Genomic DNA, 21,804 nt, shown 5'->3' on the forward strand with positions numbered 1-21,804 from the left:
AGACCCGGCAGTCGGATGACCGCCGGGTTCGCATGATGGGGGATCTCATCGAAACGGCGAGGCAGTTGGATGAACGGAAGGAGCCGTACGTCTGGGTGACGGTGGTCCGCCGGGTCCGCCCGAGTTCGGCGACGGTGGGCGACAAGGCCCTGGTCACGGCCAACGGCGAGCTGATGGGGTTTGTCGGCGGACACTGCACCCGGAAGTTGGTGGTGGACCAGGCGAAGAAGTGCCTCGTCACGGGGGAAAGCTCGCTGTTGCTCGTGACGGCGCATCCGCCGGCCCAGGGGATGGAAGGCGTGACCATCCTGCCGATGACGTGCGCGTCGGAAGGGACGGTCGAGCTGTTCCTGGAACCCAGGCACGTGGACCCTGTGTTGCTGATTGTGGGGAACTCGCCAATTGCGCACGCGTTGGCTGAGTTGGCACCCAGATTCGCATTCGTTCCCCACCGCATCTCCCTGGAGGCGTCCGTGGATTCCGGGTCTGCGGCGGAACCGGTGGAAAAATTGCGCCGCCAGATGGGGGTTCGTCCGGGCCAGACCGTGTACGCTGTCGTCGCCACCATGGGCCTGTACGACGCCGATGCGGTCTTGGCGGCGGCCTCCATCCCCCTGCGCTACCTGGGCTTGGTGACCAGCCCCAGGCGCTGGCAGGCGATTCGCGCGGAGTTGGCAGAAGCAGGCGCTTCCAGCCGCCTGCTGGAATTCGTGACGGCGCCGGCGGGATTGGACATTGGGGCCCAGGGGCCGCAGGAGATCGCCCTGAGCATTCTGGCGCAACTGGTGGAACGCCGGCGCCGTGGCGCAGGCGAGGGTTGGGACGGGAAACCCGTTCCAGGCGCCGAGGCCGGCGAGCATGCGGACGCATCCACGCCCCCGCATGCGGGTGCTGTGCATGACCCGGCGTCCGATGAACGCAACCGTGAGGCGCCCCAACAGGTGGTGGATCCGGTCTGCGGCATGACGGTGGATTTGTCGAAGACCCCGTACCGCCTGGAGTGGAACGGGACGGAATACGGATTTTGCTGCGCGGGCTGCCGGCAGATGTTCGCGCGCGACCCGGAGCGGTATCTCAGCCACGCATAAGGATCACGCATCAGGATTTCGAGAACGCCACAGCAAAGGAGACGAGAGCATGCGTACGTATCAAGGTGAATTCACGATTGAGAAACCTCGGAGCCAGGTGTGGGCGTTCGTGACCGACCCCCATCGGATGGGCCCGTGCATCCCGGACTTGATTGAACTGAACGTCGAAAGTGAGAACCGTTTTCGCACCCTGGTGAAGGTCGGCATCGGGCCGGTGCGGGGCAAGTTCGATCTGACCAGTGAACTGACGGTGGAGGAACCGGGGCGCACCGCGTCGCTGTCCATCCGGGGAGGCGGCATGGGCAGCGGGGTCGACATGAAGGCGGCCATGGAGTTGAGCGACACCAGCGGCGGAACCGTCCTGAAGTGGCGATGCGACACGGTCATCAGCGGCCCCATCGCCAGCCTGGGCGGGCGCTTGATTGACGGGGAGGCCCGCAAAATCACGGAAAAAGTATTCGCCAATCTGAAGGCGGCTCTGCTCTCGGCAGCGGACGAGGATGTGGCGGAGGAGGCGCCCGCCGCAGAAGGGGATGAATCCGCGGCGGATGAAGCTGCAGCGGCGGAAGCCGAGGAAGGGACAACCGCGGTGAAGGATGTTTGACCAGGGCGGGGGAGGCTCAGATGAACGGTCAGGTGCGCCAGCTGCAGGAGGCGTTGCGCAGCGTTCACTATGTCGCGGAGGAAGGGCTGGCTACCGTCCTGTATTTGTCCCAGCGGCTGCGCCGTCCGCTGTTGTTGGAAGGTCCCGCGGGGGTGGGGAAGACGGCGTTGGCCAAGGCCTTGGCCGAAGTCCGGTCGGTGAACCTCATTCGGTTGCAGTGCTATGAGGGACTGGACGCGAGCCAGGCCTTGTACGACTGGGACTATCCCAAGCAACTCCTGATGGCGCGCACGGCGTTCACCCATGGGGATGTGGACCAGACGGCGCTCTACAGCGAGCGGTTTCTCATCGAACGTCCGCTTCTGCGCGCCCTCCGGGAGCGGCCCGCGCCGGTGCTGCTGGTGGACGAGGTCGACCGGGCGGATGAAGAGTTTGAAGCCATGCTGTTGGAGATCCTCTCGGATTTCCAAATCACCATTCCCGAATTGGGAACGTTTCGGGCAGAGGAACCGCCGTCGGTGGTGCTGACGTCCAACCGGACGCGGGATCTGTCCGATGCGCTGCGGCGCCGCTGCCTGTACTTCTGGGTGGACTACCCGTCGCCGGAACAGGAGGCCGCCATCATCTCGCTGCACGTTCCGCAGATGGCGCCCCATCTCGCCCGGCAGATTGCGCGCAGCGTGCGCCGCTTGCGCAAGTTGTCGCTGCTCAAACCTCCGGGATTGGCGGAATCCATCGATTTCGCGCGGGCGCTGTGCGAACTGGGTGCGCAGGAGTTGGACGAGACGGTCACCCGCCTGACGGTCGGATGCCTGTTGAAGACGCAGGAGGACGCAGCCCTGGTGCAGGAGAGAGGATTGAACCTGATATGGAACGCCTGACTGCTGAGGAATTCGGGTATCTCACGGCGGGCGTCGTGAACCAGGTCACGCATTTCGGCGCTTGGCTGCGCACCTATGGATTTCAGACAGGGATTTCCGAGACGCTCACGGCCATGGCCGCCATGACGCAGTTGGACATCGAACGGATGGATCAAGTGTGCTGCGCATTTCGATCCATTTACTCCCGCACCCCCGCGCAGTGGCACATGTTTCCCAGACTGTTCGAACGGTACTTCCTCCACAAGGAACCCCGTCTGGAACAAAGGCACCGTCTGCAACCGGAGGAAGGGGGCGGATCCGACATCGTCCGCCGTGAACATGCTCCGTGGATGCAGACGGTGCAGGGAACCCTTGCGGGGCGGCATCCGGAAGATGGCGAGCGGTACGCGTTGCGGGCGGATGGACAAGTGCTGCAGGATGTGCTGCAGGTCACGCGCTCGGCGGTCCGCGCCCTCGTCGCGCCGCCAAGCCGGAGGGCGTGGATGCGGGGGAACGAGCGGATCGACATGCGCCGCACCATCCGCCTCGCTATGCGCCGTGCCGGCGAACCGATGACGCTTCAGTGGCGCACACGCCGTCCCGACAAGCCCAGGGTCCTTCTGATCCTAGACATTTCCGGTTCCATGAAACCGTATGCCCCCTTTTTCACGGCCTTGGCCTGGTCGTTCACGCGGGTTCGTGTGCGCACCCAGATCTTCTTGTTTTCGACGCGGCTGTTGCGCGTGACGGCTTTGGTCTCCCGTCATGCGGTGAACGGCATCCCCTACGACCATTTGCCCGGATTGAAGGGAGGGACCCGCATTGGCACAGCGCTGAAGGAGCTGATGGACCGACACGGCGGCCTGTTGAACCGGCACACCTGTGTCATCATCGCCTCCGACGGATTCGATGCAGAGCCTCCGCTCCAACTGCATTCCGCGATGCGCGACCTGGCGGCCCGAGTGGGCAGGGTGGTCTGGATCAACCCCTTGCTGGCGGAACCGGACTACCAGCCGACGGCGTCGGGCATGTCGGCGGCCCTGCCCTATGTGGACGCGTTCGTCGACGTCCACGACGTGGCATCCTGGCGGAAGGCGGTTTCGAGCGGGGCTCTGCATGCTCCCTCGAACGGGGATGTACACGCCGCTGCGACGGGGGCCGTTCCCGCGGCTTCGACCGGGGCCTTGCAGGCCGCAGGGCCATAACCGGTCAGGAGTGGATCTTTTCCCGCCCGTGCAGCGGACCGCCCGAACGGGCTGCTCGCGCCGCCACCAGCTCGGACACGATGGAAACCGCCACCTCGTCAATGGTTTCCGCGCCGATGTCGAGCCCGACCGGTGCGTGGATGGGGCCGTCTGCGAGATCCGCATGAATGTTCTCCAGCATCTCCCGCGTGCGCGCCAGCGGACCCAGAACGCCGATAAACTTCGGCTGCGCCTGCAGGGCGAGGCGCAGCGCGGCCTCGTCGCGAGCCTGCAGGTGGTTCATGATCAGCCACCAACTGGCCGTGAGCTGGGAGGGATCGGCTTCGGCCGGTTCGACGACGAGATGTTCCGCCGACGGGAACCGAATGGGTCCGTTGAACTCCTTGCGCGGGTCCAGCACGGTGACGCGGAACCCGCACTTGGCAGCCAGTGCTGCGACAGGGACGGTGTCGTGTCCCGCGCCGCAAATGATCAGCCGCTCGTTGGGCCGCATCGTGTCGACGAAGAAACGGCGCCCGTCCACTTCGACCACTTCTGCGCGGGTTCGGCTCCAGACGGCGCTCGTCAATCGCTCGAGCACAGCCTGCGGCAGACGGTCCGCGTCACCCGACGCCGGCTCGGTCCCGACTAACACCGCACGGGCGCCAAACGGCAGCTCTATCGCCAAGGAGACGGCCTGGTCCTTTTGGACCTGTTCCCGAACCGTGCGCCAAAAGGGGTCGTCGGGCTCAATCGGAAAGATGGCCACCTCCATCGTGCCTTTGCACCCGATTCCAAGCGACCACATTTCGTTTTCGCTGAGGTCGTACTGGACGAGGCGAGGTTTTCCCTCCGCAAATGTCTTTTCCGCCCATCCGTACAAATCGGATTCCAGGCAACCGCCGCTGAGGGTGCCCAGCATCTTTCCGGTCTCTGTCATCATCATTTTGGCGCCCGGGAGACGGTAGGCGGACCCTTTCACCTGGGTGATGGTCAACAGCACGGCACGTTCACTGTCTGTCCATGCTTGTTCGATTCGTGCGAATACTTCGCGGGCCTCATCAATGCGTGACACATCCATCCTCTCCTTTGCGTGACACGACGGATGAATCGGAACATGGGCTGTGCCGATTCGCGTTTCGCTCCGGCTCCATCTAATGCAGTTATATCATGAATTTTGGTGAATGACGGAAAGGGGAACGGCACCCGGAATGGTGTTCTTTCATACCGGATTGGAGATTGATCGCCATCCGGGCTCTCGGCTTGAATGGGATCAACGGAGGAAGTTGTCGTCACCCACGTCCGTCCGACGGTCCATCATCGGTCCGCCAAGGAGTGGATGAAAGGAGAGCAACCCATGGACGAACGCCACCGGATGGCCGGAGGGGTCAGCGCGCTCGGGGGCGGATTCGGTGCCTTCGCGGGCGCTGCCATCGATTTGTGGACTGGGACTTCGGGCCTCGCCGCTTTCGTGTTGTCCGGTCTGGGTTCGATGGCCGGCGCCTACCTGGGATTCAGAATGAACGCAGATCACCGGAGGGATGTGGATTCTCCTTGCGCATCTTCTCTGGAGGCGGACATTCGCCGGCAGCACCATGCCATGTGGTCCTTGATGGGCGGCATGGTGGGAGGGATGGCCGGTTCGGTATTGGGCGCCCTGTTGCCAGCGGCGGTTTGGGTGCTGCACCTGCACCGGGTGCCCACGGCGATGGAGTTCATGACGCTTTTCAACGTGATCATGGGCGGATCCATGAGCGGCATGGCTGGCGGCACGAGTGGTGCATGGCTGGCCGCGAGCCGAGCCGGAGTGGTGGGAAGAGAAAGGACGTCCCAGGAGGCATGTGAGCAGGCATCATCTCAACTTGAGCTTCCATACCACGGTTCCCCAGTCCCCCGCGTGCGGCGAGACGGGCGTTAGACGGACGAGGGCGGTTCATAAATCCCAAACTGGGCCCACAGGTCTTCCATCTCTTGCAGGATCTCCGCAGCCTTCTGGGACATGCGGCTGGATACGGCCCGCAACAGTCCCGTCAGGAAGGACAGCGGAGCCACGAGGGAGTCCAAGTGGGATGGGATGCCGGTGGGGGTGAAGAACGCCTCATCGGCCAACGGGACAAGCGGCGACGAAGGATAGTCGGTGATGACCATGATCCAGGAATCCTTTTTCCGCACGTAGCGCAGGTGTTCCACGGTCCAACGGGCGTAGCGGGAGAACCCAATCCCGACCATCACATCACCCGGACCAAAGCGTTGGAGCAAGTCGATGGTCCGGGGATCGCCGGTGAAGAGGATCACGTCTTTCCCCAGCAGGTGGAGATAGAACTGAAAAAATTGGCCCAATGAGACGGTGCTTCGGGAACAGACCACGCCAATGCGCGGGGATTCGACCAACCGGTCCCGGGCGCGGACAAATGCCTTCGGGTCCATTCGCTCCATCATCAGCGCGATGTTTTGCACGTCCTGCCGGAAGTGCTGAACGATCTCCTGCTCCGCCTGGCCCAGGCTGGTCGTCAGCTGAAACCGTTGCCCCGTGGTCAGGCGGCGCCGGACAATCTCTTGCAAGGAGCGGGAAAGGCCGGGGAAGCCCTTGCATCCCAGAAACGTCGCGAACCGGGTCACCGTCGACTCGCTTACCCCGGCTTGTCTCGCCAGGTCGGCGACATTGCAGAATGCGCTGGATTCGGGATCGCGCAGGATTACGTCTGCAATGAGGCGTTGCGAGGGGCTCATCGTCGGGTACAGTTCGGCGATCCGGTCGAGGATGCTGCGGCTTTCCCCCATGGTCCTCCCCTTCTGTGTCACGACCTGAGGTGTCTGCCCGTGAGCTCGGCGAAGGCCCGCTCGAATGCCGAAATCGTCTGATCTATCTCCTGGGGACCGTGCACAGAGGCCATGGAAAACCGGTTCAGCGGTTTTGAAAACACGCCCTGTTCCATCAAGAGATAGTCCAATGCGAGCCGCCGTGCCGTCTTCGCCGTTCCCTGCGGGTCAGTGGCCGTGTCCACCAAGTTGAAAATCGTCCCGACGCCGAGGGTGCTCCAGCCGGCGTTGTATGCCTGGGACAAGGATTCAATGGCGTCTCTCAACTTCATTGCGCTTTTGACCATGTTATCAAAGAACCCTGGTTGCCTCAACTGACGCAGCGTGGCGAGCCCCGCCGCCAAGGACACGGGGTTGCCGTTGAATGTGCCGCTGTGAAAGAGCGGCTGACCAGAGCGCAGTGGGGAACACAGATCGAGAATGTCTCGTCTGCCTCCCACCACGCCGATTGGGAATCCTCCGCCGACCACCTTTCCCAAGGTGGTCAAGTCTGGTTTGACTCCGTAATATTCCTGAGCCCCGCCCAAAGAGACCCGAAACCCCGTCTTGACCTCGTCAAAAATCAGGAGCACCCCGTGCTGTGAGGTCCATTCCCGCAAACGCTTGACCATCCCAGGGTCCGCCGGGACAAATCCGGCCATCATGGGTTCCATGATCACGGCGCCGATCTCGGTTTTGTGCTGATTGAGAATGTCTTCACAGGCATCCCAGTCATGGTATGGGAGGACGATGGTATGGTCGGTGAAGTAGTCGGGCAGTCCAAAGGACGCTGCTTTCGGGGCCGGACGGCGGGCCTCATGCGGGGCTTCGGCGGGGTGGATGCTGATCAGGACGTGATCATGGCTGCCGTGGTAATGGCCTTCGAATTTTGCCAAGTGCGTTCTTCCGGTGTACGCCAGGGCGAGCCGCACACTGAGCAACGTCGCTTCCAAACCCGAGTTCGTGAAGCGGACCGATTCCAAGCTGGGAAGGAGGCTTTTCAACGTATCCACCATCTCGAGTTCCAAGGGATGCGGCGCTCCAAAGCTGCTGGTGCCCTGCTGCTCCCAGACTTCTTGGACGGCCATCCGAACCGCCGGATCCCCATGTCCCAGGATGAGGGCGCCATACGACAGGAAATAGTCGACGTAGACGTGGCCGTCTGCGTCCGTCAGGTATGCGCCCTGTGCCTTCTCGAAGGTGAGCGGAAACGGCGGATAGTGACGAAGGTTTCCATGCACACCGCCGGGGGTGGACAATAAGGCCTTTTCGTAGAAAGACTTCGAACGGGGATGCCGACGCTCAAATCTGCTCTGAAGCACGGTAAGGTCCATCCTCTGCACCTCCACAGGGGTTCCGTCATGCGGATGAAAATATTATTGCAGGAGTTAATAACATATGCAATAATGCTTGCAAATAACGATTCATTTTGACTGTTTTGTGGGAGGTGGAGGACATGAGAGTTCGTATGGCGCTCTACATCTTGTTGGCGACCGTGCTGGGCGGCTTGTTTGGCTATCTGTTTCCACACGCCGGCATCGCCATCAAACCGGTCGGGGACGCGTTCATCCGACTGATCAAAATGGTGGTGTTGCCGGTGATCGTGTCCACGTTACTGGTGGGCGTGGCCGGCATTGGAGACATTCGGAGAATGGGCCGCATCGGGCTCAAGACGATTGTGTGGTTCGAGTTCTTCACCACGCTCATCCTGTTCCTTGGCCTCATCGTTGCCAACGTGGTTCATCCGGGAACAGGGATTGACCTGAGTCAGCTTCCGAAAGGGGACATCTCGAAACTGCAGTCCAATACGGCCACCGTGATGGATGGGACCACGTTGCTCTTGAACATCATCCCGACCAACTTCTTGGACGCCATGGCGAGAAGTGACATGCTGGCCACCATCTTTTTCTGCGTGATGTTCGGCATCGCACTGGTTGGACTGGGGGAGAGGGCCAAGCCGTTCGTTCAGTTCATGGACATCGTCTCTCAGGCGTCGTTCCGGTTGGTGAACATGGTCATGACAGTGGCGCCCATCGGCGTGTTTGCCCTGATGGCGGCGACCATTGGGACCTATGGCGTGAAGCTGGTCATCCCTCTGCTGCGCCTGATTGGAACCGCTTACCTGGCGCTGGCCCTGTTGGTCTTCGTTGTGTTTCCCATCGTGGCGCTCTGCCTGCGAATTCGCATCACGGACGTCTATAAGATGGTGTGGGACCTGATGCTGATTGGTGCTTCCACAGGGAGTACGGAGACCGTGGTCCCCCAGTTGATGGACCGCCTCGAGCGGTTTGGGGTTCCGAAGTCCATCACGTCATTTGTCATTCCCGCGGGCTTGCCGCTGAATTCAGACGGGACCACGCTGTACCTGACCATCGCTGCGCCGTTCATCGCGCAACTTTTTGGAATTCACATGACCTTCATCCAACAGATCACGATGATTTTATTCTTCATCGTCACCAGCAAGGGGGTCGCCGCAGTCCCCTCGTCCTCGATGGTCATCCTGTTGGCCACGGCCACCGCGGTTGGGCTACCCGCCGAGGGCGTGGCACTCATTCTCGGGGTGGACCGCATCATCGATATGGCTCGCACAGCGGTGAATGTGATGGGACACGTCTTTTCATCGGCGGTTGTCGCGCGTTGGGAAGGTGTGCTCGGCAAACCCCAGGGCATCCCTGCGGTGACATCCGCGGATGGTCCGATGGAGACGGCCAACCTGTGATTGTCCTCTGCAAGGGAGGCACTGCAGGTGGGGCGCCGGGGCCAGGGTGTGCACCGCTGCCGCCGGCGCAGTTTCATTGCGGGCCTCCCGCGTGGACGGATGGCCACGGGGTTCGCTACAATGGGGTACACACCCGTATCCAAGGAGGAACCATGGCGCTCTACCCACCGACGCAAAATCGGGAGACGCTGGGCGAAACGGCGTACCGAAAAATCCGGGATGACATCATCTCGTTGCGGCTTCAACCCGGGCAGATGGTGTACGAAAACGAACTCGCGAGTGCGCTCGGAATGAGCCGAACACCGGTGCGAGAAGCGCTGCTCGCCTTGCAGCGGGAGGAGTTCATCGAGATCCTGCCGCAGCGGGGGGCACGTGTGGCTTACATCTCGGAGAAGAAAGTGGAAGAAGCGCGGTCGCTGCGGGAGATTCTGGAGGTCCACGGCTTCACCTGGGTGGCGCAAGCCTGGGACGAGGAACTTGAAACCTTTCGCGAGGCGGGGCGGGAGATTGACGAGATTCTGAGGAAACAAGCCGGTGCCAGTGAAACTGGAGACTATATCGCTTTCCTTGACCTCGATGAAGCCTTCCATCAGTCCATTTTGGAATTGACCAGCAACGCCACCTTGGTGTCCATCGTGACACAACTTCGCGGCCATCTGAAGCGCATGCGCTATCTGGAACTGAAAGAAGCCTTGAACATGGAGACGGTCGTGCAACAGCACAGGGATATCTTTGCGGCGCTTCGGGCGGGGAACGCAGAAGAAACCGCTTCTTTGCTCAAACATCATTTCCGCCAGTTGCAGTATAATATCCCCTCGATTGTAACGAAATACAGCCGGTATTTTACGCGTCTGTGACATGAACGGATAACCGGGATGGACGATGCGAACGGAGCCCGTCCACACTCTTGCAAAGCGCGCTCGAACTTGTATACTAGTACACAAACTGCGGCGGCGCTCTTTTGAGTGTGGCTGGGTTCATGTCCCCGAAGGGGGGGCGATTCGCAGACAGCGTTGGAAAACGGTTTCGTTTACGGGTGTGACCTCTTGAAAATTGGGGGGAAGGTTTATGAGATTGCGGGACAGAGTCGCGTTGGTCACAGGAGGAGGAAGAGGGATCGGCGCCGCGATTGCGCGTGGGTTTGCGCGCGAGGGGGCGGATCTGGTGTTGGTGAGCCGAACGCGTGAGCAACTGGAGCGTCAGGCCGAATGGATCGAACAGACGACCGGACGCAGGCCCCTGACCGTCGTTTCGGACGTAGGCAACCCGGAAGACGTCGAGCGAGTGGTTCGGGAAACGGTGGAGCGGCACCGCAGGATAGACATTCTCGTCAATGCGGCGGGGATCACGATGGTATCACCGTCGGAATCGCTGAAGTTGGAAGATTGGCATCGTTGTCTGCGCACCAACTTGGATGGCACGTTTCTCTTTTGCCAACAGGTCGGCCGCGTCATGATGGAAGGAGGCCGTGGAGGCAAGATCATCAACATCACGTCCATTGTGGCGCACGCGGCGATTCCGGAGCGGGCCGCGTATGCGGCAAGCAAAGGCGGCGTGCTCCAATTGACGCAGAATTTGGCCGTGGAATGGGCGAAGTACAACATTCAGGTCAACGCCATCAGCCCTGGATTCATCCGTACGGAGATTGTTCAGGATCTGATTGCGAAGGGTGTCCACAAACCCGATCGCATGGTGGCACGCATCCCGGCCCGGCGTTTGGGCGAGGTGGATGACCTCGTCGGGCCCGCTGTATTCCTGGCGTCTGATGACTCCAATTACGTCACTGGCATTGCACTGCGGGTCGATGGCGGCTGGTTAGCCAACGGATACATTTGAGCGCATGGCAACGGAAGGAAAACGAAGGACAGCAAGCCACTGATAAGTCACACGGATGGATCACAAGGCGGGTGGAACCTCAATGAAGTGGAAGTTCCGTTGGGTGATTGTGGGGCTCATCTTCCTGATTGGTGCGTTGAACTACGCGGACCGGGCAGCGTTTTCCGTCGCTGCACCGATGATCAGCAAGGAATTCCATTTGGACGCGGTCCAGATGGGGTTGATCCTGGGCAGTTTTTCGATTGGTTATGCCCTGTTCAACTTTGTCGGCGGATATCTGGCAGACCGATTCGGACCCCGGAAGGTGATGGCGGGAGCGTTGGCCGGCTGGTCTGCCTTTGTGGGACTCACGTCCGCCGGGTTTAACTTCATATCGTTCTACATTCTGCGCCTTTTGTTCGGATTTGCAGAAGGCCCCATCGCGACCACTTCCAACAAGATGGCCAATCAATGGCTTCCTGCACGGGAACGTGCAAGCGCTATCGGACTCTACACGTCAGGGATGTTGCTCGGCGGTGCCGCAGCAGGGCCAATCGTCGGCCTGTTGTCCCTTCGGTTCGGCTGGAGAACGTCGTTTGTCGTTCTTACCGTGGTAGGCCTGCTCCTGATGCTGTTGTGGTTGAAAACGACCACGGATTACCCGGCTCAACATCCGCGTGTATCCAAAGAGGAACTGGATGAAATTCAACAGGATCAGGGATCGGTTCAAAGCGGGAACCCATCGGACGCGACGCCGAATCTTACCCTGTGGTCCATCATTCGCCGGCCGACCATCCTGTTTACTGCGGTTGCATTTTTCGCATACAACTATAACAATTTCTTCTTTCTCACCTGGTTTCCGAGCTATCTGACGAAGGCCAGGCACCTGAGCATCCATGACATGAGTTTCGCCACGGCCATCCCGTGGTTGATTGGCGCCATCGGTCTGATGTGCGGAGGAATTTTGTCCGACGCCCTGTATCGCAAGACAGGGAAATTGATGTTTTCCAGAAAGGTCGTGCTGGCGGTCGGTCTGTTTGGAGCGGCGGTTTGTATCGGCGTGATTGGCTCTGTGAATACCGCTCTGGAAGCGGTCACGTTGATGGCGGTTGGGGCATTCTTCCTGTATCTGACGGCGATGATCTACTGGGCCATCATTCAGGACACGGTGCCAAGCAAATACATCGGCAGCGCGGGCGGATTCGTACACCTGGTGTCCAACATCTCCGGCATCATTGCTCCGACGGTCACAGGGATCTTGGTGCAGAGAAGCGGGAATTTCTCGAGCGCCTTTTTCCTGGCTGGCGGGTTGGCCGTCGTAGGTGCCCTGGCAACGGTTTTCTTGATTGGGAGGCGTGAAAGCAGAGCATGAAGATCACAGACATCCGAGCCACCACGGTCACGGTGCCGCTGCAAGGGATCATTCGCCACAGCAACGGGGCTCACTGGGGACGGTTTGTCCGGACCATTGTGGAAGTCGAAACGGACGAGGGCATCACTGGCCTGGGCGAGATGGGCGGCGGCGGTGAGAGCGCGGAACTGGCCTTCCGGGGGTTGAAGCCGTACCTGGTCGGGCACGATCCGTTCGAGCTCGAAAACCTGCGCTTCGCCATCTGCAATCCCACGGCGAGCCTGTACAACAACCGGACGCAGTTGCACGCCGCCATCGAGTTTGCCTGCCTCGACATCATCGGGAAGAAGCTCGGCGTGCCGGTGTACCAGTTGCTCGGGGGCAAGGTCCGCGACAGCGTGCCTTTTGCAAGCTATCTGTTCTTCCGGTACGCCAACGAGGATGGAAGCGGGGAAGTGCGCACGCCCGAGCAGTTGGTGGCGTATGCCCGCGCGCTCAAGGAAACCCACGGTTTCACGACGCACAAGCTGAAAGGCGGCGTGTTTGCGCCCGAGTATGAGCTGGAATGTTTCCTGGCGTTGGCCGAGGCGTTTCCGGAGGATCGCCTTCGGTACGACCCCAACGGCGCCTACAGTGTGGAGGACAGCATATGGTTCGGCAAGCGGATTGAGCACTTGAAGAACGACTACTACGAGGACCCCACCTGGGGGCTCAACGGTCTGCGACGAGTGCGGGAAATGGTCCGGATCCCGACGGCCACCAACACGGTGGTGGTCAACTTCGAACAGTTGGCCGCCAATGTCCTGAATCCGGCGGTCGACGTGATCCTGCTGGACACCACCTTTTGGGGCGGCATTCGCCCGTGCATCAAGGCGGCCGGGGTCTGCGAAACGTTCCAGTTGGGGGTGTCCGTCCACTCGTCCGGCGAGCTCGGCATTCAACTGGCGACCATGCTGCACCTGGGGGCCGTGTTGCCGAACCTCGCGTTCGCCGCGGACGCCCATTACCATCATCTCCAGGACGACATCATCGTCGGCGGCAAGATGAGGTACGAAAACGGCCGTATCCGCGTGCCGGACAAACCGGGCCTCGGCGTTGAACTGGACCGTGACAAACTTGCTGAGTACGCGGAGTTGTACCAACGGTTGGGCGGCTATCCTTACGATCGCGATCCGAAGCGACCGGGGTGGTATCCGTTGATTCCGAATGACCGGTTCGCCCCCACCTGGTTGTAAGTTGTGAGGCCCGGCAGAAGCCGTGTCAAGAACCCCCGTTGCCCGCATGGCACCGGGGGTTCCTTCGTCAACGCGCTTTCTCACGAGATGCCGCAGAGGTCAACCTCCGTGTCCGCCGCGCAACAGCAGCTTCCACCCGGATGCACCCGACGTGTGCAGGGCGAAGCGCCGGTAGACCACGGCGCCGGCCCACACCAGCAGCCAGATCACCACGAGGCCGCCGGCGATGGAGAGGATCAACTGCCAGACGGGCACATGGGTCAGGGCCACCCGCGCGAACATGGCGATGGGCATGCACGGCGGGATGAAGGAGATGATGGTGGCCCAGGTGCTGTCCGGTTTGAACACCGCCAACAGGCTGGCGTAAAAGACCACCACCAACAGCAGTGTGACGGGCGTCACCGCCAACTGTTGCTCCTCCGCGCGGTGCACCAGCGATCCCCCGATGCTGAATAAAGTCGCGTACATCAGGTAGCCGAGCAGGAAGAACAGCGGGAACAGGGCCAACGTGGCAGGGGAGACGTGTTCCACCGGGATGGCTGCGGCGGAACCCCGGATTGCCCGGGCCACGAGCACCCCGGCCGTCCACAAGGCGTACTGCACCAGTGCCACCAGGGCGATCCCGATGACCTTCCCGAACAGAATCTGCCACGGCTTGAGGGCAATCAGCATCATCTCGATGATGCGGTTCGATTTCTCCTCGATGACGCCCTGGACTACCCACGCGCCATAGGCGATCACCGTTGTGAACAACAGGATCACCATGGCGTAGACGAGCATGGTCGACTGGAGCCGTTGCTCGAATGAGAAGGAATTCGGATTCCGCGCGTGGACGTCCACCGGCACCGGCCGGGAGAGGGCGGTCTGCGCTGCGGGCCCCAACTGTTGGACGCGGGCGGACATCACCTGTTGCCGCGCCCACCCCTCCACCTGCTGCAGTGTGCTAGGCTCCAAGGTGTCATTCTCTTCGATCACGAACGTTGCATCGGCCGTCTGTGCTCCTCGCACCACCACCACGGCCGAGACCTTGCTGTCGTGGAAGTAGCTGGTGAGCGCTTCGTCGGAACCGGTGATCCGCCGGGCCACATCCACGGGGAGAATGTCCAGCGTGAAATCGGACGCGTCGCTCTGAGGCGGTACCGTGCTCGCCGCCAACAACCGGTTGGGGTCCGCGACGGCGATGCGTTTCTGCGTGGAGTGCTGGATCCACTGCATGATGGTGGGCATGAAGGTCAGCGCGACCATCACCGCGAGGCCGAACAACGTCATGAACCAGTACGCCTTGCGCGTCACCCGGGCCATGAACTCCCGTTCCACCATGATCCACAAGCCGTTCATGGGCGTTCCCCCACCTTTTCGAGAAAGATGTCCTGGAGCGACGGGCGGATCCATTCGTAGTGCGTGACCCGGACCCCGTGTTGTACCAGGTTTCTCAGGAGTTCATCCGGAGCGCAGTGCCGGACGGGGACGCTGACCCACCCGCGCTCGACGCGCACGTCGGCGCCGGGGGGCAGAAGGCGGCGGACGGCGTCGGGATCGGCCCCGATGCGCACCGTGTGAGGCGGCTGGGCGTCCAAGATCTCCTGCACCCGGCCGGAGAGCACCAGCTCGGACCGGTGGATGATCCCGACCGCGTCGCTGAGGGCCTCGACGTGATCGAGCCGGTGGCTGGAGAAGATGATGGTCTTTCCAGCTTCGACCAGTTCCCGGAACACGCTCTTGAACAGTTCGGTATTGACCGGATCGAGACCGCTGAAGGGCTCGTCCAGGATGACCAGGTCGGGATTGTGGAGGATGGCGGCGATGAATTGGATCTTCTGCTGGTTCCCTTTGGACAACTGCCCCACCAACGCGTCCCTGTGCTGCGGGATGCCGAACCGCTCCAGCCATTGCAAGGCGGCCTGCCGGGCTTGCTCGCTGGAGAGGCCCTGCAGGCGGCCGAACAGCACCAACTGCGGCAGCACCTTCATCTGGGGATACAGGCCGCGCTCTTCGGGCAGGTAGCCGAGGGTGCCGAGGCGGTGGGCCTGCAGCGGCCTGCCCTGCCACAGGATCTCGCCGCTGTCGGGCCGGAGAATGTCGAGGATCATGCGGATGGTGGTGGTCTTGCCGGCGCCGTTCAAGCCGAGCAGGCTGAAGACTTGGCCGGTCGGCACGACGAACGACAGGTCGCGCACCACCGTTTTGTCACCGAACGACTTGGAAACGTTCCGAAGTTCGAGGGTCATCCATGGCCTCCTTGGGGATCCGTGCCAGTCTGAGTGCCGTGACCGTGGTTTTGCCGCGGACGGGATCGTCAGTCGCTCCCATCGTATCATGCGGATGCGGAGGGGCTCCAGCAGGGGACACGGAAAATTTGCAGATCTATCGTTTTCAAGGTCATTTCAATCTTTCCTCTCCAAGATCCGAATTGAGTGACCAGGTCTTCGAATGTGGTGCGGGAGGTGTGGCGCATGGCGGCGTGGAGGAAAGTGGCGATCGCTGGGGTGGCGGTCCTGGCGGCGGTTGGTTTGGCGGGTTGCGGCGCAGGCCAAGGGGCGGCACAGGGCGCGGCATCCGGTGCGGGAAATACCAATGGGCAGGTGGCTGCCCAAGGCGCGGGAAACCGGACCTGGGGCAACGGACAGGGACCCAACCGAGGCGGCTTTGCGGGGGGGTCGCCTTTTGCGGCCGTGAGTCAAGTGCTCGGCATCTCCAACACCGAGCTGATGAACGATCTGCGCGACGGCCAATCCATCCTGGCCATCGCTCAGAAAAAGGGATTGTCGGAGCAGTCGTTGATTTCCAAACTGGAGGCGGCCTACAAAGCGCAATTGGATGAGCAGGTGAAGGCCGGCCGCTTGTCCGCAGACCGTGAACAGCAGATGATCACGCGCTATGATCAGAGTCTGCCTGCCCTGGTGGAGCGGAAGGGGCTGCCGCAAGGCCGTCCGTTTGGCGGGCGGGGTGGGGCCGGAGGCAACGCAACGTCCGGCGGCGCCTCGGGAGGCCAACCCGGGGCGGGCGCGACGGGCGGATCGAATGGAGCGACCGGTACATCCAACACCAACGCGTGACGGCGTTTTGTCAGGAGGTGGCCGACGGTGAAGGCATGGTTGCTTGGCATGTTGGCGGTATCGGCGTGGTCAGGCACAACGGGGGGCTCGGTGGGGCCGAACCTGCCGGTGCCGGTGCAACAGATTCAACAAATGGAGCAGCAGCTTCTGCAAGATTGGCAAAACCTGATCTCGCTGGTGCAGTCCGGACAAGCCGATCCTGCGCAGGTGAATCAGGCCCTGCGTTCCATCTCGCAGCACATGCGGCAGATGCAGTCCGTCATGGACCAGGCGGAGGTGCGGCAGCGCCATCTGCGCCACTTGCCGACTGTCACAGGCCAGGGCGGCGCAGGCCAGACCGCTCGGACGGCTCAGGCAGGGCAGGTGGAGATTGTGGCCGGAGACGCCCGCGTACCGGCGTCCGCGGTGCGTGAGAGCGCCCAACTGGTCCAATCGCTGTCGACGGGCGTGGTCCACCAGGTGACGGGGGCGTCCTTGAAGAAGACGCAGGTGGTGCTGTTCTCGTCCCCGCAGACGTATGGCCGCGCGCTGGAGAAGGCGGGGGTGCCGGCCGGCGAGATCGACAGCATCGTGCAGGAGACGGGTGGACTGACGGTGGATAATACGGTTTGGATCCCGCTGTACAACGTGCAGAATGAGGCGGATTTGGCCAACGTGCTGACGCACGAATTGACGCACGCGGCGCTCAACGAGGCGGGCATCGGGGACAGCCTGCCGACCTGGGTGAACGAGGGAACCGCCTGGTTGGCAGGGATGATGGCGGAGCAACAGGTGAGCCCGCAGGAAGTCGAGCGCTTGGCTTCCGCGTCGGACGCGCAGCTGCAGCAGGCGGCCGCCAGCGGTGCGCTGCTGCCGTTGACCGCGTCGGAGTCGGACATTCTGCAGGCCTCGTACAACGTGGAGTGGGAAGACTATCGTGCGGTGCAGTCGCTCGTGGCGAAGTACGGCCTGGCGAAGTGGACGGCGTTCCTGCAGGGGATTCCGAGCAGCGGCGTCTCGGGGAGCTTCTCGCAGGTCTACGGGATTTCGCTGCAGGCGTATGAGCAGCAGTTTGTGAATGGGTTGACGACGGCGTGACCCGGTCCAGGGTATATCTGAAGCGTTGGCCCGCCGAGCCCCCTCGGTGCATGCGGAGGGGAGCGCCAGGCGGGCTGCGTCATGTATGCGCAGGCGTCCCAGCGTCCAGTTTCGCCTCATGCAATGGAAAATAATATATGCGCTGCAATCGCCAGAAGAATGAGCCCGCTGAGGATAGTGCTGAACTCCCCGATGCTCCAGCGGCCGATGCGCACGGCGGCGAGCTGTTCTCCCAGCTGGACGCCGGACCAGATGGCCAGGTAGCTGAAGACGGCGGCCAGGATGGAGATCGCCAGGGCGGGCACGTGCATCATGCCGGCCCCGAGGCCGTTGGTAAGCGCGTTGGCCGACAACGCGATCCCCAAACCGGCGGCTTCCCACAGGCTGATCTCTCCGGAACGGTCCTGGTCGGCTTGCTCTGGGTGCGCCAAGTAACGGGAGATCCCGCCGCGCGCGGATAGCACGGTTTCCGCGTGTTGCGTCGGTGGGCGAAGGGCTGGGGGCACCTCGTCCGCGTCTTCGCGTCGTCCGCTGCCGTGCTTGCGGCGCGGGGACATGGCCAACAGCACGATGCGCAATCCGATGAGCAGGACCACCAGGGCGCCGACGATGGTGGACAGGTTGCCGGGCATGACACGAGTCAGGTACGTGCCGAAGGCGACACCGGTCCAGCTGAAGGTGAAGGCGATCGCGGCGATGAGCAGGTTTGCGGCTGCGCGGATTCGGATCTGGTTGACCCCGTAGGAGATGCCCACGCCGAAATTGTCGAGGCTCGATGACACCGAAAACCCCAGAATCAGCGACACTTGCCGAAAATTCACGGCGCAACCGCTCCTTTCGTCTTCGCCCTGTGATCCGGTGGATGACGGGGGAACGCCCGCTCGCGTCACCCTATGCCTGAGATCCAGGATATTCGCTGAGGCCTGGGCACGTTCATTGCCAGAATTCTCTGGATTGACGTGTCAACCGGCGTCTATTTATAGTGAAATCAGCGTCGGTGTTGCAGGAATTTTGGCGATACTCGTTAAATCTCAGACGAGGCTGCAAACGACCATTTCAAAACGAGAAGAGAGGTTGACACAAATGAAGCGAACTACAGGTTGGGGGGTCTCTTTGTGTGCACTCGCGCTGATGGCAGTGGCCGGGTGCGGGACGAGCACGGCGCCGGCGAACAACGCGGGCGGCACCAGCACGGGGGCGGGGAGCAACAACCAGGAGAAGACGACCGCCATCGGGATCAACGCGACCGTCGATTCGAACGCGCAACCGGGTGACGGCAAGATTGTCGTCGGGGTGGACAACACGTATCCGCCGATGGAGTACATGGACCCGACGGATCCGACGAAGCTGGTCGGGTTTGATATCGATCTCGGTGACGCCCTGGGACAGGTCCTCCACAAACAGGTCATCTGGAAACCGACCGCCTGGGACGGCATCCAGACGGGCCTCCTCAGCAAGAAGTACGATGTCATCATCTCCTCCATGAACGACACCCCGGATCGCCGGAAGACGATTGACTTCATCGACTACATGAACTTCGGACAAGCCATCGTGGTCAAAAAGGGCAATCAGGGCAACATTCAATCCATCAACGACCTCAAGGGCAAGAACGTCGGCGTGGAGATCTCGACGACCAGCGAGGACGCCCTGAAAAAAACGGGCGGCGTGAACATCAAGGAGTACAACTCGTTCCCGGACGCGTTCCAGGACCTGGCCAATGATCGCTTGGATGCGGCGGTCGTGGACGAGGTGGTCGCGCGCTACTACATCAACCTCCAACCGGACAAGTATCAGATGGCGGGGCAGCCGTTTGAATCCGAGCCGGTGGGCATCGGCATCCGCAAGGACGAGACCCAGTTGGAGAAGGACCTGAAGGACGCCCTCGACCAGATCAAGGCGGACGGCACGTACGACAAGATCTACACCTATTGGTTCGGGAAAGAGTAACGGCAGAGGGGCGGCTGCATGGATCTTGCGACGTTTGTGGTACGGTACCTGCCCTTTTTCGCGAAAGGGGCGCTCATCACCGTCGAGGTCACGCTGTGCGGGCTGTTGCTCGGTTTGGTGCTCGGCGTGATCGCGGCGTTGATGAACATCTCCACCATCGGGGTGCTGCGGGCCATCGGCCGGCTGTACACGTGGGCCATCCGCGGCACGCCGCTGCTCGTCCAGATCTTCATCATCTACGCGGGGTTGCCGCAGGTGGGCGTCCAACTGACGGCGTTCGTGTCCGGAGTGATAGCGCTCGGCATCAACTCGGGGGCGTACATCGCGGAGATCGTGCGCGCCGGCATCCTGTCGATTGACCCGGGCCAGATGGAGGCGGCGGAGTCCCTCGGCATGACCTATGGCCTGGCGATGCGCCGAATCATCTTCCCGCAGGCGTACCGGCGCCTGCTGCCGCCCATCGTCAACGAGTTCGTGGCGCTCCTGAAGGATTCGTCGTTGGTCTCCGTGATGGCGCTTACAGAGCTGATGCGGGTCGGACAGCAGGTCAGCTCGTCGACGCTCATGCCGATGCAGACGTACGTGATGGTGGCGCTGTTCTATCTGTTGATGACGACGGTGATTGTGTTCATCTCGAGCCGCATCGAACGGCGATTGGAGGCGCGCAGCTGATGCTGGACAGGGACGGAGGCGCGCTGGGAGGCGGCATCCGCGCTGGCGGGACGGCGGCCCGGGTGGCAACGGCGGACCCGGTGGATGCCATCGTGCTGCGGGCGCGCGGAATCCAGAAGTCGTTCGGATCCAACGAAGTGCTCAAGGGCATCGACGTCGAGGTCCGCCAGGGTGAGGTGGTGGCCATCATCGGGCCGAGCGGATCGGGCAAGTCGACCCTGCTCCGCTGCTTCAACGGCTTGGAGACGCCGACCTCGGGGACGGTGGAGGTGCTGGGGGAGCCGCTCAGCCGCAGGAAGCGGGAGCTGGCGAAGCAGCGCGAGCGGTTGGGGATGGTGTTCCAGCGGTTCAACCTGTTCCCGCACCTGACGGCCTTGGAGAACATCATCGAGGCGCCGGTCCACGTGAAGGGCATGGACAAGGCGTCGGCGACGGCGCTGGCCCGCGAATTGTTGGCGAAAATCGGCCTGAGCGACAAGGCGGACGCCTATCCGTCGAAGCTCTCCGGCGGCCAGCAGCAGCGGGTGGCCATCGCGCGCGCCCTGGCGATGCAGCCGGCGGTGCTGCTGCTGGACGAGCCGACGTCGGCGCTCGATCCGGAGCTGGTCGGCGAGGTCCTGCAGGTGATTCAGCAGTTGGCTCAGGAGGGCATGACGATGGTCTTGGTCACCCACGAGATGGCGTTCGCGCGCCGCGTGGCGGACCGGGTGATCTTCATGGCGGACGGGCGCATCGTCGAGGAGGGCCCGCCGGAGCAGTTTTTCGAGCGGCCGCAGTCGGATCGCACGCGCCAGTTCCTGCGCGACGTGACGCAGCGAGAGGCGTGAGGCCGGCGGGACCGTGACGTGGGGCGAAGGCGGCGGTTGGCGCGGGCTCCCGGGCAGCACGGGTTCCGCGGAGGCGCAGAGGGGGGCGTAGGTGCGGTGGCTCGTGGTGGACGATGGAACCCCGGCGCAGTCGGCCGCCGGGCCCCGGCACCCCGCGGTCCCCCACCACCTCCACCGCCCCATGCCCTGACCTGCCCCCAGACTCCGAACGGCTCACCTGTCAACCTACCCTTGCATCTTTCGTACGAGAAAGGCTATCATAGCCATACACTGGTGTTGCACCAGTCGAACAAGTTCATATGTCCCGGAAAAGGTGCCCACCCACGGGTGGGCTTAAAAGGGAAACCGGTGCAAATCCGGTGCGGTCCCGCCACTGTGAAGGGGAGCCGCGGCGCGTATCCACTGAGTCGACGACTTGGGAAGGGCGTCGTGGGCGTTGAACCTGAGCCAGGAGACCTGCCTTTTCTGAGAACACCGCTGAACCTACGGTCGATAGGGAGGTGTTGCGCGCGATTGCGTCGTCGTGCTGTGCAATCGTCAGGCACCTTTCGGATTCCGAGGGGTGCCTTT

At 62.1% G+C, this 21,804-nt stretch carries 21 protein-coding genes and 1 riboswitch; of the genes, 15 read left to right on the forward strand and 6 right to left on the reverse strand.

Translation table 11 applies throughout. The annotated features are described in order from the left end of the window. Positions 1-32 precede the first annotated feature (32 nt). The 4 genes from BM357_RS10050 to BM357_RS10065 are packed head-to-tail and all read left to right on the forward strand — an operon-like array spanning position 33 to position 3,757. Positions 33-1,088, forward strand: coding sequence for an XdhC family protein (locus BM357_RS10050; RefSeq protein ID WP_245783934.1), 1,056 nt, complete (start codon positions 33-35; stop codon positions 1,086-1,088). Between the two features lie 49 nt (positions 1,089-1,137). Further along, on the forward strand, positions 1,138-1,692 hold the full coding sequence (locus BM357_RS10055) for an SRPBCC family protein (protein WP_074952471.1): 555 nt from the start codon (positions 1,138-1,140) through the stop codon (positions 1,690-1,692). A gap of 20 nt (positions 1,693-1,712) precedes the next feature. After that, positions 1,713-2,573: an AAA family ATPase gene (locus tag BM357_RS10060; protein ID WP_074952474.1), complete on the forward strand. Its 861-nt coding sequence runs from the start codon at positions 1,713-1,715 to the stop codon at positions 2,571-2,573. Further along, positions 2,561-3,757: a vWA domain-containing protein gene (locus tag BM357_RS10065; protein ID WP_074952479.1), complete on the forward strand. Its 1,197-nt coding sequence runs from the start codon at positions 2,561-2,563 to the stop codon at positions 3,755-3,757. Before BM357_RS10060 ends, BM357_RS10065 begins: the two co-directional genes overlap by 13 nt. A 4-nt stretch (positions 3,758-3,761) precedes the next feature. Here the strand turns inward: BM357_RS10065 and BM357_RS10070 are convergent, their stop codons facing one another. Beyond that, positions 3,762-4,811, reverse strand: a complete 1,050-nt coding sequence (locus tag BM357_RS10070; RefSeq protein WP_074952632.1) for an XdhC family protein — start codon at positions 4,809-4,811, stop codon at positions 3,762-3,764. Positions 4,812-5,093: 282 nt separating this feature from the next. Here BM357_RS10070 and BM357_RS10075 point away from each other — a divergent pair, with 282 nt between their 5' ends. Continuing rightward, entirely contained in the window at positions 5,094-5,654 is a 561-nt protein-coding gene (locus BM357_RS10075; protein WP_074952482.1) for a hypothetical protein, read from the forward strand. Here the strand turns inward: BM357_RS10075 and BM357_RS10080 are convergent. Beyond that, entirely contained in the window at positions 5,651-6,517 is an 867-nt protein-coding gene (locus BM357_RS10080; protein WP_074952485.1) for a MurR/RpiR family transcriptional regulator, read from the reverse strand. The two genes, BM357_RS10075 and BM357_RS10080, sit on opposite strands and share 4 nt — an antisense overlap. A 17-nt stretch (positions 6,518-6,534) precedes the next feature. Beyond that, entirely contained in the window at positions 6,535-7,869 is a 1,335-nt protein-coding gene (locus BM357_RS10085) for an aspartate aminotransferase family protein (RefSeq protein ID WP_074952488.1), read from the reverse strand. 122 nt (positions 7,870-7,991) lie between these two features. On the opposite strand from BM357_RS10085, the gene BM357_RS10090 reads away from it, so the two are divergent. From BM357_RS10090 to BM357_RS10110, 5 genes are all read left to right on the forward strand, one after another. After that, on the forward strand, positions 7,992-9,254 hold the full coding sequence (locus BM357_RS10090) for a dicarboxylate/amino acid:cation symporter (protein WP_074952491.1): 1,263 nt from the start codon (positions 7,992-7,994) through the stop codon (positions 9,252-9,254). Between the two features lie 152 nt (positions 9,255-9,406). Next, positions 9,407-10,111: a GntR family transcriptional regulator gene (locus BM357_RS10095; RefSeq protein WP_074952495.1), complete on the forward strand. Its 705-nt coding sequence runs from the start codon at positions 9,407-9,409 to the stop codon at positions 10,109-10,111. 211 nt (positions 10,112-10,322) lie between these two features. Then, complete coding sequence (locus BM357_RS10100; RefSeq protein WP_074952498.1) at positions 10,323-11,090, forward strand: SDR family NAD(P)-dependent oxidoreductase; 768 nt, start codon at positions 10,323-10,325, stop codon at positions 11,088-11,090. Positions 11,091-11,172: 82 nt separating this feature from the next. Next, complete coding sequence (locus tag BM357_RS10105) at positions 11,173-12,441, forward strand: MFS transporter (RefSeq protein ID WP_074952501.1); 1,269 nt, start codon at positions 11,173-11,175, stop codon at positions 12,439-12,441. Then, on the forward strand, positions 12,438-13,655 hold the full coding sequence (locus tag BM357_RS10110; protein ID WP_074952504.1) for an enolase C-terminal domain-like protein: 1,218 nt from the start codon (positions 12,438-12,440) through the stop codon (positions 13,653-13,655). Before BM357_RS10105 ends, BM357_RS10110 begins: the two co-directional genes overlap by 4 nt. Before the next feature lie 99 nt (positions 13,656-13,754). Here BM357_RS10110 and BM357_RS10115 read toward each other — a convergent pair whose 3' ends face one another. Together BM357_RS10115 and BM357_RS10120 are read right to left on the reverse strand one after the other, a co-directional pair. Then, positions 13,755-14,993 carry an ABC transporter permease gene (locus BM357_RS10115; protein ID WP_074952507.1) on the reverse strand — a complete coding sequence of 413 codons (1,239 nt, stop codon included), beginning with the start codon at positions 14,991-14,993 and terminating at the stop codon, positions 13,755-13,757. Next, complete coding sequence (locus BM357_RS10120; protein ID WP_074952510.1) at positions 14,990-15,883, reverse strand: ABC transporter ATP-binding protein; 894 nt, start codon at positions 15,881-15,883, stop codon at positions 14,990-14,992. Before BM357_RS10120 ends, BM357_RS10115 begins: the two co-directional genes overlap by 4 nt. A gap of 225 nt (positions 15,884-16,108) precedes the next feature. On the opposite strand from BM357_RS10120, the gene BM357_RS10125 reads away from it, so the two are divergent. Together BM357_RS10125 and BM357_RS10130 are read left to right on the forward strand one after the other, a co-directional pair. Beyond that, positions 16,109-16,711: a hypothetical protein gene (locus BM357_RS10125; protein ID WP_074952513.1), complete on the forward strand. Its 603-nt coding sequence runs from the start codon at positions 16,109-16,111 to the stop codon at positions 16,709-16,711. Between the two features lie 27 nt (positions 16,712-16,738). Beyond that, positions 16,739-17,788 (forward strand): gluzincin family metallopeptidase, encoded by a 1,050-nt coding sequence (locus tag BM357_RS10130; RefSeq protein ID WP_074952516.1) that lies wholly within the window; start codon positions 16,739-16,741, stop codon positions 17,786-17,788. Positions 17,789-17,904: 116 nt separating this feature from the next. Here BM357_RS10130 and ytaF read toward each other — a convergent pair whose 3' ends face one another. Further along, positions 17,905-18,609 (reverse strand): sporulation membrane protein YtaF, encoded by a 705-nt coding sequence (ytaF, locus tag BM357_RS10135; protein ID WP_217647687.1) that lies wholly within the window; start codon positions 18,607-18,609, stop codon positions 17,905-17,907. Between the two features lie 262 nt (positions 18,610-18,871). Between ytaF and BM357_RS10140 the strand changes: the two genes are divergently transcribed. From BM357_RS10140 to BM357_RS10150, 3 genes are all read left to right on the forward strand, one after another. Next, entirely contained in the window at positions 18,872-19,735 is an 864-nt protein-coding gene (locus BM357_RS10140; protein ID WP_175511502.1) for a basic amino acid ABC transporter substrate-binding protein, read from the forward strand. An 18-nt stretch (positions 19,736-19,753) separates the two neighbouring features. Beyond that, complete coding sequence (locus BM357_RS10145) at positions 19,754-20,407, forward strand: amino acid ABC transporter permease (RefSeq protein ID WP_074952520.1); 654 nt, start codon at positions 19,754-19,756, stop codon at positions 20,405-20,407. A gap of 92 nt (positions 20,408-20,499) precedes the next feature. Beyond that, on the forward strand, positions 20,500-21,234 hold the full coding sequence (locus tag BM357_RS10150) for an amino acid ABC transporter ATP-binding protein (RefSeq protein WP_074952638.1): 735 nt from the start codon (positions 20,500-20,502) through the stop codon (positions 21,232-21,234). Between the two features lie 294 nt (positions 21,235-21,528). Beyond that, a riboswitch (cobalamin riboswitch) is annotated at positions 21,529-21,712 on the forward strand. The last annotated feature ends 92 nt before the right edge of the window (positions 21,713-21,804 follow it).

Origin of the sequence: Paenalicyclobacillus macrosporangiidus (assembly GCF_900116805.1) — a bacterium.
Classification (GTDB): Bacteria; Bacillota; Bacilli; order Alicyclobacillales; family Alicyclobacillaceae; genus Alicyclobacillus_H; species Alicyclobacillus_H macrosporangiidus.